The sequence below is a fragment of the Variovorax sp. V93 genome (assembly GCF_041154485.1).
Taxonomy (GTDB): domain Bacteria; phylum Pseudomonadota; class Gammaproteobacteria; order Burkholderiales; family Burkholderiaceae_C; genus Variovorax; species Variovorax beijingensis_A.
Genome location: NZ_AP028669.1, coordinates 3,528,782 through 3,543,954 on the forward strand (window position 1 = coordinate 3,528,782; position 15,173 = coordinate 3,543,954).

The 15,173-nt window shown below is 67.4% G+C and carries 20 protein-coding genes; 13 read left to right on the forward strand and 7 right to left on the reverse strand.

What is annotated here, in order from left to right; translation table 11 throughout:
- Positions 1-2 precede the first annotated feature (2 nt).
- The 5 genes from ACAM54_RS16705 (at position 3) to ACAM54_RS16725 (ending at position 3,710) form a co-directional block, all read left to right on the forward strand.
- The gene (locus ACAM54_RS16705) at positions 3-143 is read left to right on the forward strand and encodes a hypothetical protein (RefSeq protein ID WP_186454299.1); all 141 of its coding nucleotides are present in this window, start codon (positions 3-5) and stop codon (positions 141-143) included.
- A gap of 8 nt (positions 144-151) precedes the next feature.
- Positions 152-721 (forward strand): class I SAM-dependent methyltransferase, encoded by a 570-nt coding sequence (locus ACAM54_RS16710; RefSeq protein WP_369648306.1) that lies wholly within the window; start codon positions 152-154, stop codon positions 719-721.
- A gap of 79 nt (positions 722-800) precedes the next feature.
- Complete coding sequence (gene dapA / locus ACAM54_RS16715; protein ID WP_124961081.1) at positions 801-1,691, forward strand: 4-hydroxy-tetrahydrodipicolinate synthase; 891 nt, start codon at positions 801-803, stop codon at positions 1,689-1,691.
- 142 nt (positions 1,692-1,833) lie between these two features.
- Positions 1,834-2,928, forward strand: coding sequence for an outer membrane protein assembly factor BamC (gene bamC, locus ACAM54_RS16720; RefSeq protein WP_192327222.1), 1,095 nt, complete (start codon positions 1,834-1,836; stop codon positions 2,926-2,928).
- Between the two features lie 5 nt (positions 2,929-2,933).
- The gene (locus tag ACAM54_RS16725) at positions 2,934-3,710 is read left to right on the forward strand and encodes an MBL fold metallo-hydrolase (RefSeq protein ID WP_145747262.1); all 777 of its coding nucleotides are present in this window, start codon (positions 2,934-2,936) and stop codon (positions 3,708-3,710) included.
- An 81-nt stretch (positions 3,711-3,791) separates the two neighbouring features.
- On the opposite strand, the gene ACAM54_RS16730 is transcribed toward ACAM54_RS16725, so the two are convergent.
- The 3 genes from ACAM54_RS16730 to ACAM54_RS16740 all read right to left on the reverse strand — a co-directional run bounded on the left by ACAM54_RS16730 (position 3,792) and on the right by ACAM54_RS16740 (position 5,814).
- Entirely contained in the window at positions 3,792-4,067 is a 276-nt protein-coding gene (locus ACAM54_RS16730; protein ID WP_145747261.1) for a hypothetical protein, read from the reverse strand.
- 93 nt (positions 4,068-4,160) lie between these two features.
- Positions 4,161-4,679, reverse strand: a complete 519-nt coding sequence (locus ACAM54_RS16735) for a hypothetical protein (RefSeq protein ID WP_369648307.1) — start codon at positions 4,677-4,679, stop codon at positions 4,161-4,163.
- Complete coding sequence (locus ACAM54_RS16740) at positions 4,669-5,814, reverse strand: cupin domain-containing protein (protein WP_145747259.1); 1,146 nt, start codon at positions 5,812-5,814, stop codon at positions 4,669-4,671. The genes ACAM54_RS16735 and ACAM54_RS16740 overlap by 11 nt, the downstream gene beginning before the upstream one ends.
- Positions 5,815-5,828: 14 nt before the next feature.
- Here ACAM54_RS16740 and ACAM54_RS16745 point away from each other — a divergent pair, with 14 nt between their 5' ends.
- Positions 5,829-6,353: a peptidylprolyl isomerase gene (locus ACAM54_RS16745; RefSeq protein ID WP_145747258.1), complete on the forward strand. Its 525-nt coding sequence runs from the start codon at positions 5,829-5,831 to the stop codon at positions 6,351-6,353.
- A 79-nt stretch (positions 6,354-6,432) separates the two neighbouring features.
- On the opposite strand, the gene ACAM54_RS16750 is transcribed toward ACAM54_RS16745, so the two are convergent.
- The 4 genes from ACAM54_RS16750 to coaBC all read right to left on the reverse strand — a co-directional run bounded on the left by ACAM54_RS16750 (position 6,433) and on the right by coaBC (position 9,229).
- Positions 6,433-6,933 carry a glycine zipper 2TM domain-containing protein gene (locus ACAM54_RS16750; RefSeq protein WP_192327225.1) on the reverse strand — a complete coding sequence of 167 codons (501 nt, stop codon included), beginning with the start codon at positions 6,931-6,933 and terminating at the stop codon, positions 6,433-6,435.
- Positions 6,934-7,107: 174 nt separating this feature from the next.
- Positions 7,108-7,554: a dUTP diphosphatase gene (gene dut / locus ACAM54_RS16755; RefSeq protein WP_145747256.1), complete on the reverse strand. Its 447-nt coding sequence runs from the start codon at positions 7,552-7,554 to the stop codon at positions 7,108-7,110.
- A 2-nt stretch (positions 7,555-7,556) separates the two neighbouring features.
- Positions 7,557-8,006, reverse strand: a complete 450-nt coding sequence (locus ACAM54_RS16760; RefSeq protein ID WP_369648308.1) for a hypothetical protein — start codon at positions 8,004-8,006, stop codon at positions 7,557-7,559.
- Positions 8,006-9,229, reverse strand: coding sequence for a bifunctional phosphopantothenoylcysteine decarboxylase/phosphopantothenate--cysteine ligase CoaBC (gene coaBC / locus ACAM54_RS16765; RefSeq protein ID WP_369648309.1), 1,224 nt, complete (start codon positions 9,227-9,229; stop codon positions 8,006-8,008). The genes ACAM54_RS16760 and coaBC overlap by 1 nt, the downstream gene beginning before the upstream one ends.
- A gap of 123 nt (positions 9,230-9,352) precedes the next feature.
- On the opposite strand from coaBC, the gene ACAM54_RS16770 reads away from it, so the two are divergent.
- Genes ACAM54_RS16770 through ACAM54_RS16800 form a run of 7 tightly spaced genes read left to right on the forward strand, consistent with a single transcriptional unit; the run spans position 9,353 to position 15,171 of the window.
- Positions 9,353-11,032: a CTP synthase gene (locus tag ACAM54_RS16770; protein WP_369648310.1), complete on the forward strand. Its 1,680-nt coding sequence runs from the start codon at positions 9,353-9,355 to the stop codon at positions 11,030-11,032.
- Positions 11,029-11,886, forward strand: coding sequence for a 3-deoxy-8-phosphooctulonate synthase (gene kdsA / locus ACAM54_RS16775; RefSeq protein ID WP_369648311.1), 858 nt, complete (start codon positions 11,029-11,031; stop codon positions 11,884-11,886). Before ACAM54_RS16770 ends, kdsA begins: the two co-directional genes overlap by 4 nt.
- Entirely contained in the window at positions 11,883-12,173 is a 291-nt protein-coding gene (locus ACAM54_RS16780; protein WP_124961069.1) for a DUF1330 domain-containing protein, read from the forward strand. Before kdsA ends, ACAM54_RS16780 begins: the two co-directional genes overlap by 4 nt.
- A 38-nt stretch (positions 12,174-12,211) precedes the next feature.
- On the forward strand, positions 12,212-13,495 hold the full coding sequence (eno, locus tag ACAM54_RS16785) for a phosphopyruvate hydratase (RefSeq protein ID WP_012748543.1): 1,284 nt from the start codon (positions 12,212-12,214) through the stop codon (positions 13,493-13,495).
- Positions 13,496-13,512: 17 nt separating this feature from the next.
- Positions 13,513-13,791, forward strand: a complete 279-nt coding sequence (locus tag ACAM54_RS16790; protein WP_145747251.1) for a septum formation initiator family protein — start codon at positions 13,513-13,515, stop codon at positions 13,789-13,791.
- 52 nt (positions 13,792-13,843) lie between these two features.
- Positions 13,844-14,470, forward strand: a complete 627-nt coding sequence (gene pnuC, locus ACAM54_RS16795; protein ID WP_369648312.1) for a nicotinamide riboside transporter PnuC — start codon at positions 13,844-13,846, stop codon at positions 14,468-14,470.
- Positions 14,467-15,171 (forward strand): AAA family ATPase, encoded by a 705-nt coding sequence (locus ACAM54_RS16800; RefSeq protein ID WP_369648313.1) that lies wholly within the window; start codon positions 14,467-14,469, stop codon positions 15,169-15,171. Before pnuC ends, ACAM54_RS16800 begins: the two co-directional genes overlap by 4 nt.
- Positions 15,172-15,173: the final 2 nt, after the last annotated feature.

A 15,173-nucleotide genomic window follows, 5' to 3' on the forward strand; every position in this document is an offset into this window, starting at 1 on the left:
CCATGATTCCGCAGATGCGCCACCGCCTCGTGCAGGCCGGCTGGCTGGCGGCCGCGTTGGCGGCGCTGGGCGGCGTCTTTGCGCTCTACGTGCACCCGGATTTCCTGGTGACGCTGGTCGACCAGGTCTGGTCCTGCTTCTGATGATTGCTATGAAAAATGCAGCACCTCCGCATGGCGGAACAGCGCCGTCGGAATGGATCGAGCGGTGGTCGCACCTGCTCGCCCCCGGGGCCGCCGTGCTCGACGTGGCCTGCGGCCACGGACGGCACATGCGGTGGTTCGCGGCGCGCGGGCATGCGGTGACGGGCGTGGACCGCTCGGTGGAAGCCGCCGAAGCCGCGGGCGCCTTCGGCCGCGTGCTGGCCGCCGACATCGAGGCCGGCCCCTGGCCGTTCGCGGGCCAGGCCTTCGGCGCGGTGGTCGTCACCAACTACCTGTGGCGCCCGCGCATGGCGGACATCGTGGCCGCGGTCGCGCCGGGCGGCGTGCTGCTGTATGAAACCTTCGCGGCCGGCAACGAGACGGTCGGCAAGCCCTCGCGGCCCGACTTCCTGCTGCAGCCCGGCGAACTGCTGGCCGCATGCAAGGATTTGCGCGTGGTGGCCTACGAGGATGGCTTCCTTGCCGAACCGGCGCGCTTCGTGCAGCGCATCGCGGCCATCCGTGCCGGCGATGCCGGCGCGGGCCAGCCCCCACGCCATCTGCTGCAGGGAAACTGAGCCCGCCGGGGCCGCCGTTTCCGGGGACGCCGGAGTAAGTAGAATCGGCGCTTTCGTCCACCCGACAGAGAGATTCCCCTTGGAGCAACTGACAGGCAGCATCGTCGCTCTTGCCACGCCGATGCACGACGACGGCAGTGTCGACTACCCCGCCCTGCGCCGGCTGATCGACTGGCACATCGACGAAGGCACCGATTGCCTTGGCGTGGTCGGCACCACCGGCGAATCGCCCACGGTCGACGTGGAAGAGCATTGCGAAATCATCCGCGTGGCGGTCGAGCAGGCCAAGGGCCGCGTGCCCGTGATGGCCGGCTGCGGCGCCAACTCGACCAAGGAAGCGATCGAGCTCGCCAAGTTCGCCAAGGGCGTGGGCGCCGATTCGCAGCTGCAGGTCGTGCCCTACTACAACAAGCCGACGCAGGAAGGCCAGTACCAGCACTTCAAGGCCATCGCCGAAGCCGTGGGCGACCTGCCCACCGTGCTGTACAACGTGCCCGGCCGCACCGTGGCCGATATGGCGCACGACACCGTGCTGCGCCTCGCGCAGGTGCCGGGCATCATCGGCATCAAGGAAGCCACCGGCAACATCGAGCGCGCGCAATGGCTCATCCGCGACCTGCCCAAGCACTTTGCCGTGTACTCGGGCGACGACCCGACCGCGGTGGCACTCATGCTCTGCGGCGGCCAGGGCAACATCAGCGTCACGGCCAACATCGCGCCGCGCAAGATGCACGAGCTGTGCGTCGCGGCCATCGCGGGCGACGTGCGGCGCGCCATGCAGATCCAGTTCGAGCTGATGCCGCTGCACCGCCACCTGTTCGTCGAACCCAATCCGATCCCGCTCAAGTGGGCCATGTCCAGGCTCGGCCTGTGCGGCGGCGCATTGCGGCTGCCGCTCACCGAGCTGGCGGAAACGAACCGGCCCGTGGTCGAGGCCGCCCTGCGCGCCACCGGCCTGCTCAAGGGCTGACCCGGCATTCTTCCCGACACCCCCGATCTCTTTTCCCCTTGCCGCATCGAGGTTACGCAACCTTTTGCCTGAACCGCGCTCAGAGAGTGCGGGCAAAGCGGCCCACAGATTGACCGAACCCATTCCAACAAGGAAGACGACGTTGAAGAACCTTTCGCACATTTCGCGAGCTGCACTGCTGGCCACCCTCGTTGTCAGCCTCGCCGCCTGCTCCGTTCTCGAGAGCGACAAGATCGACTACAAGAGCGCCGGCAAGGCCCCGACCCTCGAAGTCCCGCCCGACCTGTCGCAGCTCTCGCGCGAGAACCGCTACGCGGTGCCGGGCGGTGCGGTCACGGCCAACGCCTACCAGGCCGGTGCGGCCAACGCGCCGGGCATTCCCACCGCGGTGGCCAACATCGGCGACGTGCGCATGGAGCGCTCGGGCACGCAGCGCTGGATCGTCATCAACCGCTCGCCCGACCAGCTCTGGGACCCGGTGAAGGACTTCTGGCAGGAAAGCGGCTTCCTCCTGACCACCGAGCAGCGCAACCTCGGCATCATGGAAACCGACTGGGCCGAGAACCGCGCCAAGCTGCCGCAGGACATCATCCGCGGCACGCTGGGCAAGCTGGTCGACTCGGTCTACTCGACCGGCGAACTCGACCGCTTCCGCACGCGCCTGGAGCGCACGCCCACGGGCACCGAGATCTTCATCAGCCACCGCGGCATGCAGGAGGTCTACAACAACAGCCGCCAGGACCAGACCGTGTGGCAGCCCCGCCCGAGCGACCCTGAACTCGAGACCGAGTTCCTGCGCCGCCTGATGGTCAAGCTCGGCGTGACGCAAGAGCAGTCGAAGATCCTGGCCGCCACCACCGCACCGTCCAAGACCGCCGCCGTCGCCAACGTGGGCGGCCAGCCGGTCGTGCAGATCAGCGAAGGCTTCGACCGCGCATGGCGCCGCGTGGGCCTGGCACTCGACCGCACCGGCTTCACCGTGGAAGACCGCGACCGCAGCGCCGGCATCTACTACGTGCGCTACGTGACCCCGAACCCCGACAAGAAGGAGCCCGGCTTCTTCGGCAAGCTGTTCGGCAGCTCCGAGAAGAACGAAGCACCGATCAAGTTCCGTATCCTCGTGAAGGGCGGCCAGGGCGAGAGCACCACGGTCTCGGTGCTGAACGCGAACGGCGCGCCCGAAACCTCGGCCAACGCGCAGCGCATCGTCCAGGTCATCGCCGACGACCTGAAGTAAGCCGCATGCTCCGCTTCCGAAGCCTCGGCAGCGGCAGCACGGGCAATGCCGCGGTGGTGGAATCCACCAGCGGCGGCCGCACCTCGCGGCTGCTGATCGACTGCGGATTCGGCCTGCGGCAACTCGACCTGCGGCTTGCCAGGGCCGGCCTCGCAGCCGGCGACATCGATGCGGTCTTCGTCACCCACGAGCACGGCGACCACATCGGCTGCGCCCACTCGCTGTCGCGGCGCAACCGCATTCCCGTCTGGATGAGCGAAGGCACCTGGCTGGCCACCGGGGCGCGCGATTTCGAAGGCCGGCTCAACCTGGCGCGGGACGACGCCGAGTTTGCGGTCGGCGACATTGCGGTGCGGCCCTTCACCGTGCCGCACGATGCGCGCGAGCCGCTGCAGCTTCGCTGCTCCGACGGCGCGCGCACGCTGGGCGTGCTGACCGACCTGGGCCATGCCACCGCACATGTGCTGGCCCGCCTCCACGGCGTGCATGCGCTGCTGCTCGAGTTCAACCACGACAGCGAACTGCTCGCCAATTCGGCCTATCCGGCCTTCCTGAAACTGCGCGTCGGCGGCAGGCACGGGCACCTTTCGAACGATGCGGCTGCGGAAATCGCGCGCGCGGTGCGCCACGACGGTCTGCGCCACGTGGTCGCGGCCCATCTGAGCGAGCAGAACAACCGTCCCGACATCGTGCGGCGCCTGATGGCCGAAGCCCTCGGCGGGCACGAGGCCGAGATGCTCACGGCCAGTGCGTCAGAAGGCTCGCCCTGGCTGGACGTCTGATCGCGGTGCGGCCCTGTTCCGCGCCTCCATGCAAAAAGCCGCCACGAGGCGGCTTTTTGCTGGGGTGAATGAACACCCGGTTTATTGCTTCGGTGCTTCGTTCTTCTTGGCAGCCTCGGTCGCGGCATTGGCGGCGTCCAGCGCCGAGGATGCACCCGGCGAAGGCGTGGTTGCGGCCGACGAATCGGTGCTGGTCGACGGGGCCGGCGCAGCTGCCGGCGGCGGCGGGGCCGGCTCGGTCACCGGAGCGGGCGGGGGTGTCACAACCGCCGGCGCGGCGTCCTCTTTCTTTCCGCAGGCCACGAGCGCGGCAGCGGCGATCAACGAAGCGAGCAGGACGGACGATGACTTCTTCATGGAATCTCCTTTGGCAATGGATGTCAGGACGAAAAAATTCTAGACCCGCATCGCCGCCCGTTTGTGTCTCGTGGCCTCATTCGCGGCATTGGCTTACAAGCCCAGTGTCGACGCCGGAAATGCAGCAACGCCCGCTCGCCACGACTCATCGATGGTTTCACGCAGTTCGCGCCGCGCACGCGGATCGACGCCGCACAGGCCACGGCTGCGCTCGGCATCGGTGCGGTGGGCAAACCACCCGGGCGTCCAGATGGCGCTCGGCAGCGCGGTGCTGCCCGCCGCCTCTGCACGCACCGCGCGGCATTCGATGATGTGATCCCAGGTGCGCCGCCATGCGACGAAGCGCGCATGTGAACGTTCGACCGCATCGAAACGCTGCGCCAGCAGCACGAAGCGGCGGCCCGTGGCCGACCAGGCCTGGAGCGCCTCGATGCTGGCCCGCTCGCCGAGCGGCCAGTCGGCGAAGTCGGGATCGCAGAAGACCAGCTCCCTCCACCCCTGCCGGGCTGCGCTCGACAGCGCGGCCCGCACCATGCCTGCGAAGGCTTCGGGGCCATCGAAGCGCCCTTCGGGCAAGGCCGGCGCGGCCGCTGTGGAACTCTCACTCGGCATGGGCCCATCCCGCTTCGCACCACTCGGCCAGCAGTGCGAGTGCGCCGTCGCTCGCGCGCGCCAGTTCGCGCGGCCCGAGCGCGCGCCGGTCGGCCAGCCGCCGCATCAGCGTTGCATCGGCGCCGCCTGCGCGAAAGCTCTCGCCATTGATGTAGAGGTGCCGCGCGTCGTAGAGCATGCGCGTGCGGCGGTCGAGCGCCACGGCGTGCAGTTCGGCCGGCACCTCGGCGCCTTGCGGATCGAACCAGACATTGGCCTTCGGTTCGGTCAGCGATTCGCCCAGCGCGCGGTCGACGGCGTCCGGATCGCGCAGCGCGGCATCGACCGCCTTGCGCGCAAAAGCCTGCAGCGCGGCCGGCATGGCGGCCGGCGCCTCGACCGCGGGCTGCGTCGGATCGCGGTAGCGCGCCAGCTCGGCGGGCCCTGCATCTTCCAGGGCCTCCGCATACGCCTGCGCCACGCGCGCCAGCAGGTCGGCGCCAAGCTCGCCGGCCGCGGAGGATCGCAGGCCGATGGAGCAGGTCATGCAGTCGTCGCCGACCGCCACGCCGTCGTGCGCATAGCGCGGCGGCAAATACAGCATGTCGCCCGGTTCGAGCACAAAGCTCTGCTCGGGCTCGAAGTTCTCGAGGATCTTGAGCGGCACGCCCTGCTGCAGGCGCAGGTCGCTCTGCCGGCCGATCGACCAGCGCCGCCTGCCCTGCGCCTGCAGCAGGAACACGTCGTAGCTGTCGAAATGCGCGCCCACGCCGCCCTGATCGCTCGCATAGCTGATCATCAGGTCGTCGAGCCGCGCATCGGGCAGGAAGCGGAACTGCTGCAGCAGCGCATGCACGCCGTCGTGATGCAGGTCGACGCCCTGCACCAGCAGCGTCCAGGCCGGCTGCTTGCGCGGCGGCAGCGCGCGCCGCGCGAGCGGCCCGTGCCTGAGCGTCCAGCCGGCCTTGCCGTGGCGGATGAGGCGCGATTCGACGTCCTCGCGCTCGGCCAGGGCAAAGAGCGCGCTGCGCTCTATCGGTGGCACCATGGCGGGTATGGCCTGGCGCACCAGCAACGGTTTCTTCTGCCAATGCCGCCGCATGAACTGCGCGGCGCTCAGGCCGCCGAGCAACGGCAGCGGTTGTGTAATCTCCATGGGAGAATTCTGCAATGGAAATCTCTGAACAATGCGTGGTCGGCCTGACCTGGACGATGAAAGACACCCTGGGCGAAGTGCTGGACGTGCTCGACGAACCGGTGGAATTCATGGTGGGGGGCGATGACCTCTTCGACGTGATCGAAGCTGCCCTGATGGGCCACGAGCCCGGCGCACGGGTGCAATTGCAGCTCGAGCCCGAACAGGGCTTCGGCGACTTCAACGACCAGCTGCTCTTTCTGGAGCCGCGTTCGCTGTTCCCCGAAGGCACCGAGGAAGGCATGACCTTCGACGGTGCCGCCCTGCCCGCAGGCGTGAGCGACGCCATGCCCAAGGACGTGATCTACACGGTGGCCGAGATCTATCCGGACCACCTGGTGCTCGACGGCAACCATCCGCTCGCCGGCATCGCGGTCCGGCTCGACATCACGGTTCGCTCGGTGCGCGAGGCCACCGAAGAAGAAGTCGGCCGCGGCACGGCGGGCACAGCCTTCTTCAAGGTGCCGCCAACCGCGCCGGGCAACGACCTGCTGCACTGACTGCCGGCTGAGCAAACCACGGCAGCAAGCAAAAAGCCGGGCAGTGCCCGGCTTTTTGCTTGCTGCGGCACACCCGCTGCTACATGCGCGAGATCTGGCCGTTGTCGATGCGCACGCGGTCGCCGATGCGCAGGTCGCCCGGATGCTGCACGTCGAAGGCACGGTAGCCGCCGCGGTCGGTCTGCACCGAGATGCGGTAGCTCTCGTAGGCCCGCGGCCCGCTGGCCTGTCCCTCGATGGTGTTGCCCAGCAGCGCACCGCCCACGATGCCCAGGGCGGTGGCCGCGGCGCGGCCGCTGCCGTGCCCGAACTGGTTGCCCACCACGCCGCCGATCACACCGCCCGCCACGGCGCCGCCGCCGGTGGTGCCGGTGCCCGCGGTTTCGCTGCGCAGCACCTCGATGTTGGCCACGTGGCCGTATTCGACATAGGCCGCCTCCTGGTAGGGAACGGCCTGCGGCGGTGCCTGGTAGGGATAGCGCGTGGTGTGATAGACCGGCGCGGGAGCGACGCAGGCCGTGAGCGTGGCAAGCGCCACCACGGAAGCGGCAATGGAAACGAAGCGCGTTGAAATTTTCATGTTGAGAGGCTCCTCGGATAAATCGGCGCATCCCGATGCGCCAAAGCCTGTATCCAACGTCTTGCCCGCTGTGGGGATGACGCAAGACACACACCGAAACGTAAGAGCGCGCCGCGAACCGTCAGTTCCGGTCTTTACGGGCCCGACACCAAGCCGGGCGAGGACGAGGAACGGTCAGTGCTTGCCGGTGGAGCCGTAGCCCCCTTCGCCGCGTTGCGAAGCTGCAAATTCTGTGACCACGCGAAACTGCGCCTGCACCACCGGCACGATCACGAGCTGCGCGAGCCGCTCCATCGGCTGGAGCACGAAAGGCGTGTCGCTGCGGTTCCAGGCGCTGATCTTGAGTTCGCCCTGGTAGTCGCTGTCGATCAGCCCCACGAGGTTGCCGAGCACGATGCCGTGCTTGTGGCCGAGGCCCGAGCGCGGCAGGATCAGCGCCGCATAGGCCGGGTCGGCCAGGTGGATCGCAATGCCGGTGCCCACGAGCTGCCAGGCGTTGGGTTCCAGCGTGACCGGCGCATCGAGGCAGGCCCTGAGGTCGAGCCCTGCGCTGCCGGGGGTGGCATAGGCGGGCAATTGGTCCACCATGCGTGGGTCGAGGATACGAACGTCTACTTTCACTTCTACTTGCCTTGCTTCTGTTGCTGTTCTCTTTGCTTGCGGGCGGCTTCCTCGAGCACCTGCTGCCACTTGGCGACGCCGGGTGAAAGCTTCAGCCCCTTCAACTTGCTGGTGAGCCAGAAAGCCGCGCCCGCCAGGAACACCAGCACGACGAGCGACACGCCGGCCGACCACAGCGCCAGCAGCACCACGGCCCCCACGGCGGCCAGGATCTTGAGCGCCGCGGGTGGCAGCGCTCCGCCGCCTGGCGCGGAGGTATCGCCGTTCGACGATTCGCGGCGCTGGGCGGCGGCGGCCGCCGCGCCCTGCGCGCCCGGTGCGGGGGTGATGCCCACGTCCAGCCCGTGGTCGCCCTCGTGCGCTGCCCGCTTCGGCAATGCGGCCTGGGCCGACAGCCGCTCGACGTAGCTGGCGAAATCGCCATTGGGCGGCGTGTTCCATTGGGGGTTCATCAGACTCTCCAGTCAGGCAGCCGGGCGGCAATCTCGGTCATGAGTTCGCGTGCCAGGGTGAGCTTGGGCGCACGCGGCAGTTCGCGCGTGCTCGTTGCGTCCACCAGCAGCAGCGCATTGTCGTCCTGCCCGAAGGTCAGCGGACCGATGTTGCCGACCAGCAGCGGAATTCCCTTGCGCTCGCGCTTGGCCTTGGCGTGCTCGGCCAGGTTCTCGCTCTCGGCCGCGAAGCCCACGCAGAACAGCTTGCGGGACTGCGCGCGCTCGCTTTGGGCCACAGCCAGCAGGATGTCGGCGTTCTCGACGAAATTGAGCACCGGCGTCTTGCCGCTGCCGTCCTTCTTGATCTTTTGCTCGCTGTGGGTGGCGGGCCGCCAGTCGGCGACCGCGGCCGTCGCTACAAAAATGCTAGCGGACTGCGCGGCATGAAGGGTGGCTTCAAGCATGTCCTGCGCGGAAAGCACGTCGATGCGGCTCACCCCGCGCGGCGTCGGCAGGTGCACCGGACCGGCCACCAGCGTGACTTCGGCGCCGGCCTCGCGCGCGGCGCGCGCAATGGCAAATCCCATCTTCCCGGACGAATGATTGGTGATGCCGCGTATCGGATCGAGCGGCTCGAAGGTGGGGCCCGCGGTCACCAGCACCTTCTGGCCCGCGAGGAGCTTTGGCACGAAGAAGGCCGTGATGTCCTCGAGCAGTTGCGCCGGCTCGAGCATGCGGCCGTCCCCCGTCTCGCCGCAGGCCTGCCAGCCGCTGCCCACACCCAGCACCGTGGCGCCATCGGCCGATACCTGCATCAGGTTGCGCTGGGTGGCCGGATGCGCCCACATCTCGCGGTTCATGGCCGGCGCGATCAGAAGCGGCACGCGCTCCATGGGGCGGGCGAGGCACATCAGGCTCAGCAGGTCGTCGGCCCTGCCCTGCACCAGCCGCGCGATGAAGTCGGCGCTGCAGGGCGCCAGCACGATGGCGTCGGCCTCGCGGCTCAGGTTGATGTGCGGCATGTTGTTGGGCTCGCGCGCGTCCCACTGCGAGGTGTAGACGGTACGCCCCGAGAGCGCCTGCATGGTGACCGGGGTGATGAACTGCTCGGCCGCCTCGGTCATCACGACCTGGACGGTGGCGCCCGCCTTCACGAACAGGCGGCACAGCTCCGCCGATTTGTAGCAGGCGATACCACCGGTAAGGCCCAGGACGATGTGTTTGCCGGCGAGATCTTGCATGAGTCATATTGTTGCTCACATACCGACAAGATCAGGAACGGGATGCCCTTGGCCCGGAGGGGCGCAAAGGGGACACCTATAATCGCAATTTCCCACTGCCCGGATCTCTGGTCCGGAACTGGCATGACCAAATTTGTCTTCGTCACCGGTGGTGTCGTATCTTCCCTTGGCAAGGGAATCGCCTCCGCCTCCCTCGCCGCGATCCTCGAATCGCGCGGCCTCAAGGTCACTCTCATCAAGCTCGATCCGTACATCAATGTCGACCCCGGCACGATGTCACCGTTCCAGCATGGCGAGGTGTTCGTCACCGACGACGGCGCCGAGACCGACCTCGACCTCGGCCACTACGAGCGCTTCATCACCACGCGGATGCGCAAGGCCAACAACTTCACCACCGGCCAGATCTACAAGACCGTGCTCGAGAAAGAGCGCCGCGGCGACTACCTCGGCAAGACGGTGCAGGTGATTCCGCACATCACCAACGAGATCCAGGAATACATCAAGCGCGGCGCCGGCCTCGGCACCGCGCATGAAGTGGACGTGGCCATCGTCGAGATCGGCGGCACGGTGGGCGACATCGAATCGCTGCCCTTCCTCGAGGCCGTGCGCCAGATGAGCCTGCGCATGGGCCCGAACAACTCGGCCTTCGTGCACCTGAGCTACGTGCCCTGGATCGCCGCCGCCGGCGAGCTCAAGACCAAGCCCACGCAGCACACCGCCAAGGAACTGCGCGCCATCGGCATCCAGGCCGATGCGCTGCTGTGCCGCGCCGACCGCCCGATCCCCGACGACGAGCGCGCCAAGATCTCGCTGTTCTCGAACGTGCCCGAATGGGGCGTGATCTCCATGTGGGACGTCGACACCATCTACAAGGTGCCGCGCATGCTGCATGAGCAGGGCCTGGACGGCCTGATCTGCGACAAGCTGCGCATCAACACGCCGCCGGCCAAGCTGCAGCGCTGGGACGAGCTGGTGTACGAGGTCGAGCATCCGCAGCAGGAAGTCAGCATTGCGATGGTCGGCAAGTACGTCGACCTGTCCGACAGCTACAAGTCGCTCAACGAAGCGCTGCGCCACGCCGGCATGAAGAACCATGCGCGCGTGAAGATCGACTACATCGATTCCGAAACCATCTCCCCGCAAGATGTTTCGCGGCTCGCCAAGTACGACGCGATCCTGGTGCCCGGCGGCTTCGGCCAGCGCGGCGTCGAGGGCAAGATCTCGGCCGCCCGCTTCGCGCGCGAAGGCAAGGTGCCCTACCTCGGCATCTGCCTGGGCATGCAGGTGGCCACCATCGAATACGCGCGCCACGTGGCGGGCCTGAAGAACGCCAACAGCACCGAATTCGACCCCGAGACGCCCTGCCCCGTGATCGCGCTGATCACCGAGTGGAAGGACGCCGACGGCACCGTGAAGACGCGCAACGAGAAGTCCGACCTCGGCGGCACCATGCGCCTGGGCGCGCAAAGCTCCGACGTCTCGGCCGGCACGCTGGCCCACAGCATCTACGGCGACGTGGTGACCGAACGCCACCGCCACCGCTACGAAGCCAACGTCAACTACCTCGACGAACTGCGCGCTGCCGGCCTCGTGATCTCGGCGCTCACCCAGCGCGAGCACCTGACCGAGATCGTCGAGCTGCCGCAGGACGTGCACCCGTGGTACATGGGTGTGCAGTTCCACCCCGAATTCAAATCGACGCCGTGGAGCGGCCATCCGCTCTTCAACGCCTTCATCAAGGCGGCGCTCGACCACAAGGCCCGGAGCGCGGGCGGTGCAAAGAACCTGAAGGCGGTGGCATGAAACTTTGCGGATTCGACATCGGGCTCGACCAGCCCTTTTTCTTAATTGCAGGCCCCTGCGTGGTCGAATCCGAGCAATTGCAGATGGACACGGCCGGCACGCTGAAGGAAATCACTTCCTCGCTCGGCATTCCGTTCATCTTCAAGAGCAGCTTCGACAAGGCCAACCGCTCCTCGGGCACCAGCTTTCGCGGCCCGGGCCGCGAAAAGGGCCTGGAGATCCTGGCCAAGGTGAAGCGCCAGCTCGGCCTGCCCGTGCTGACCGACGTCCACACCGAGGAAGACATCGCCGAGGCCGCCAAGGTGGTCGACGTGCTGCAGACACCCGCCTTCCTGTGCCGCCAGACCGACTTCATCCGCGCAGTGGCGCAGTCGGGCAAGCCGGTGAACATCAAGAAGGGCCAGTTCCTCGCACCGCACGACATGAAGAACGTGATCGACAAGGCGCGCGCTGCCGCCAAGGAAGCCGGCCTGCCCGAAGACAGCTTCATGGCCTGCGAGCGCGGCGCGAGCTTCGGCTACAACAACCTGGTGTCGGACATGCGTTCGCTTGCGATCATGCGCGAGACCGGCGCGCCCGTGGTGTTCGACGCCACCCACTCGGTGCAGCTGCCGGGCGGCCAGGGCACGAGCTCGGGCGGCCAGCGCGAAATGGTGCCGGTGCTCTCGCGCGCGGCCGTGGCCGTGGGCGTGGCCGGCCTCTTCATGGAAACGCACCCCGATCCCGCCAAGGCACTGAGCGACGGCCCCAATGCCGTGCCGCTCAAGCACATGAAGGCCCTGCTCGAAACGCTGCTCGCGCTCGACCAGGTCACCAAGAAGAACGCATTTCTAGAGGACGTCTTTCAATCATGAGCAGTGGTTATGTCATCGCCCACGTCGAGGTCACGAACCCGGCGCAGTACGAGGAATACAAGAAGTGGTCGAGTGCCGCCATGCAGGCGCACGGCGCCGAAGTGTGCGTGCGCGGAGGCCAGGTCGAAGTGCTCGAGGGCGACTGGTCGCCCTCGCGCCTCGTCATCCTGAAATTTCCGAGCTTCGAGAAGGCCAAGGCCTTCTACGAAACGCCCGAATACCTGAAGGCGCGCGAAGCCCGTGCCGGTGCCGCGGTGATGCGCATGGTCGCAGTCGAAGGCCTTTGATCAATTGAATAGAGACTGAAAAGAAAGAAGAGAAACGCATGAGTGCAATCGTTGACATCGTCGGCCGCGAAATCCTCGACAGCCGCGGCAATCCCACCGTCGAGTGCGACGTGCTGCTCGAATCGGGCACCATGGGCCGCGCGGCCGTGCCCTCGGGCGCGTCGACCGGCTCGCGCGAAGCCATCGAGCTGCGCGACGGCGACAAGAAGCGCTATCTTGGCAAGGGCGTGCTCAAGGCGGTGGAGAACATCAACACCGAGATCTCGGAATCCGTGCTCGGCCTGGACGCCAGCGAGCAGGCCTTCCTCGACCGCACGATGATCGACCTGGACGGCACCGACAACAAGGGCCGCCTGGGTGCCAATGCCACCCTCGCCGTTTCGATGGCCGTGGCACGCGCCGCGGCCGAAGAGTCGGGCCTGCCGCTGTACCGCTACTTCGGCGGCATGGGCGGCATGCAGCTGCCGGTGCCGATGATGAACGTCATCAACGGCGGCGCGCACGCCAACAACAGCCTCGATCTGCAGGAGTTCATGATCATCCCCGTGGGCGCGCCGAGCTTCCGCGAAGCCGTGCGCTACGGTGCCGAGGTGTTCCATGCGCTCAAGAAGATCCTGGGCGACCGCGGCATCAGCACGGCAGTCGGCGACGAAGGCGGTTTCGCGCCCAGCGTCGAAAGCCATGAAGCGGCCATCCAGCTGATCCTCGAAGCCATCGACAAGGCCGGCTTCGTGGCGGGCGAGCAGATTGCGCTCGGCCTCGACTGCGCCGCCAGCGAGTTCTACAAGGACGGCAACTACGTGCTCTCCGGCGAGAACCTCACGCTCTCGGCCGGCAACTGGGCCGACATGCTCGCGACCTGGGTCGACAAGTACCCGATCATCAGCATCGAAGACGGCATGCACGAAGGCGACTGGGACGGCTGGAAGCTGCTGACCGAACGCCTGGGCAAGCGCGTGCAGCTGGTGGGCGACGACCTGTTCGTCACCAACACCAAGATCCTGCAGGAAGGCATCGACAAGGGCATTGCCAACTCGATCCTGATCAAGATCAACCAGATCGGCACGCTGACCGAGACCTTCGCCGCCATCGAGATGGCCAAGCGCGCGGGCTATACGGCCGTCATCTCGCACCGCTCGGGCGAGACCGAGGACAGCACCATCGCCGACATCGCGGTGGGCACCAACGCGGGCCAGATCAAGACCGGCTCGCTTTCGCGCTCGGACCGCATCGCCAAGTACAACCAGCTGCTGCGCATCGAGGAAGACCTCGGCGACATCGCCAGCTATCCCGGCCGCGGCGCGTTCTACAACCTGAAGTAGCACGCGAAGCCGGCGGCATGCGCTCGCGCCTCGTTCCACCCATCGTGCTGCTGCTGCTGCTGGCCATCCTGCAGTGGCAGCTGTGGAACGGGCGCGGCAGTGTGCGCGACGTGGCGCAGCTGCAGTCCAAGCTGGCGGACCAGAAGGCGGCCAACGCCAAGGCCGTGGTCAACAACGAGCGGCTGGCCTCCGAAGTCAACGATCTCAAGATCGGCCTCGAGATGGTCGAAGAGCGTGCGCGGCAAGAGCTGGGCATGGTCAAGCCCAACGAAGTATTCGTTCAGGTCACCCACTGAACATGACCCCCACGCTCGGTATGTTTGCACGGGGCCGACCGCTGGTGCGTTGATGCCCGAGTTCTTCTCGGCCCCCGCATTCGCGCTCTGGGGCTCACCGGTCAGCTGGCTCGAACTCGTGGCCGCGGTGCTGGCGCTCGCGATGGTCGGCTGCAACATGCGCGAGATCCACTGGGGCTGGCCGCTGGCCATCATCAGTTCGCTGCTCTACGTGGCCGTGTTCGCGCAGGCGCGCATCTACGGCGACGCCTCGCTGCAGGTTTTCTTCGCCGTGGTCGCGCTCTGGGGTTGGGCGCAATGGCTGCGCGGCCACCGTGCCGATGGCAGCGCATTGCGGGTCAGCCGGCTTTCGCCGCGCGGCATCGCGCTGGCACTCGCAGCCTGCGCGCTGGCATGGCCCGCGGTCGCCCTCTTCCTGCGCCGCTTCACCGACACCGACGTGCCCTGGTGGGACGGGTTCTCGACCGGGCTCAGCCTCGTCGGCCAGTTCCTGCTCGGGCGCAAGTTCATCGAGAACTGGCTGGTGTGGCTGGCGGTGAACGTCGTGAGCGTGGGCCTGTTCATCCACAAGGGCCTGTGGCTCACGGTCGGGCTCTATGCCGTGTTCGCGGTGCTCAGCGTGGCGGGCTTTCTTGCGTGGCGCGCGCGCATGCACGGCGGGGCGGCAGCGCGCGCATGACGCCCACCCTGCCGTCCGGATGCGTGATCGCGCTGCTCGGGGCCGAGAGCACCGGCAAGACCGAACTCGCCCGCGCGCTCGCGCAGCGCCTGCAGGAACGCGGCATTGCCACCACGCTGGTGGGCGAATACCTGCGCGAATGGTGCGAGCGCGAAGGCCGCACGCCGCGCCCTGACGAACAGCAGGCCATCGCGCAGGAGCAGACGCGCCGCATCGAAGCCGCGGCCGTTTCGGGTGTGGTGGTGGTGGCCGACACCACGGCTCTCATGACCGCGGTCTACAGTGAACTGCTGTTCGGCGACACCTCGCTGCACGCCGACGCGCTGGCCGCGCAGGCGCGCTGCGCGATCACCCTGCTGACCGCGCTCGACATCCCGTGGATCGCAGACCCCTTGCGCGATGGCGACCACGCGCGCGAACCCACCGATGCGCTGGTGCGCGCGGCGCTGGCGCGTGCGGGGCTTTCCTTCGCCGTGGTGCATGGCACCGGCAGCGAAAGGCTCCGCAATGCATGGAACGCCATCAATTCCATCGCCGGCAACGAAGGCCGGGCCCGCGCGCGCGGCCGTGCCGAATCGAAACCCGCCTCCTGGTCATGGCCTTGCGAGAAATGCTCCGATCCGGAATGCGAGCATCGGCTTTTCAGCGACCTGATCGGACGCCGCGACGACACGCCTTCAACCCCCAGTTCGGAGACCTGATC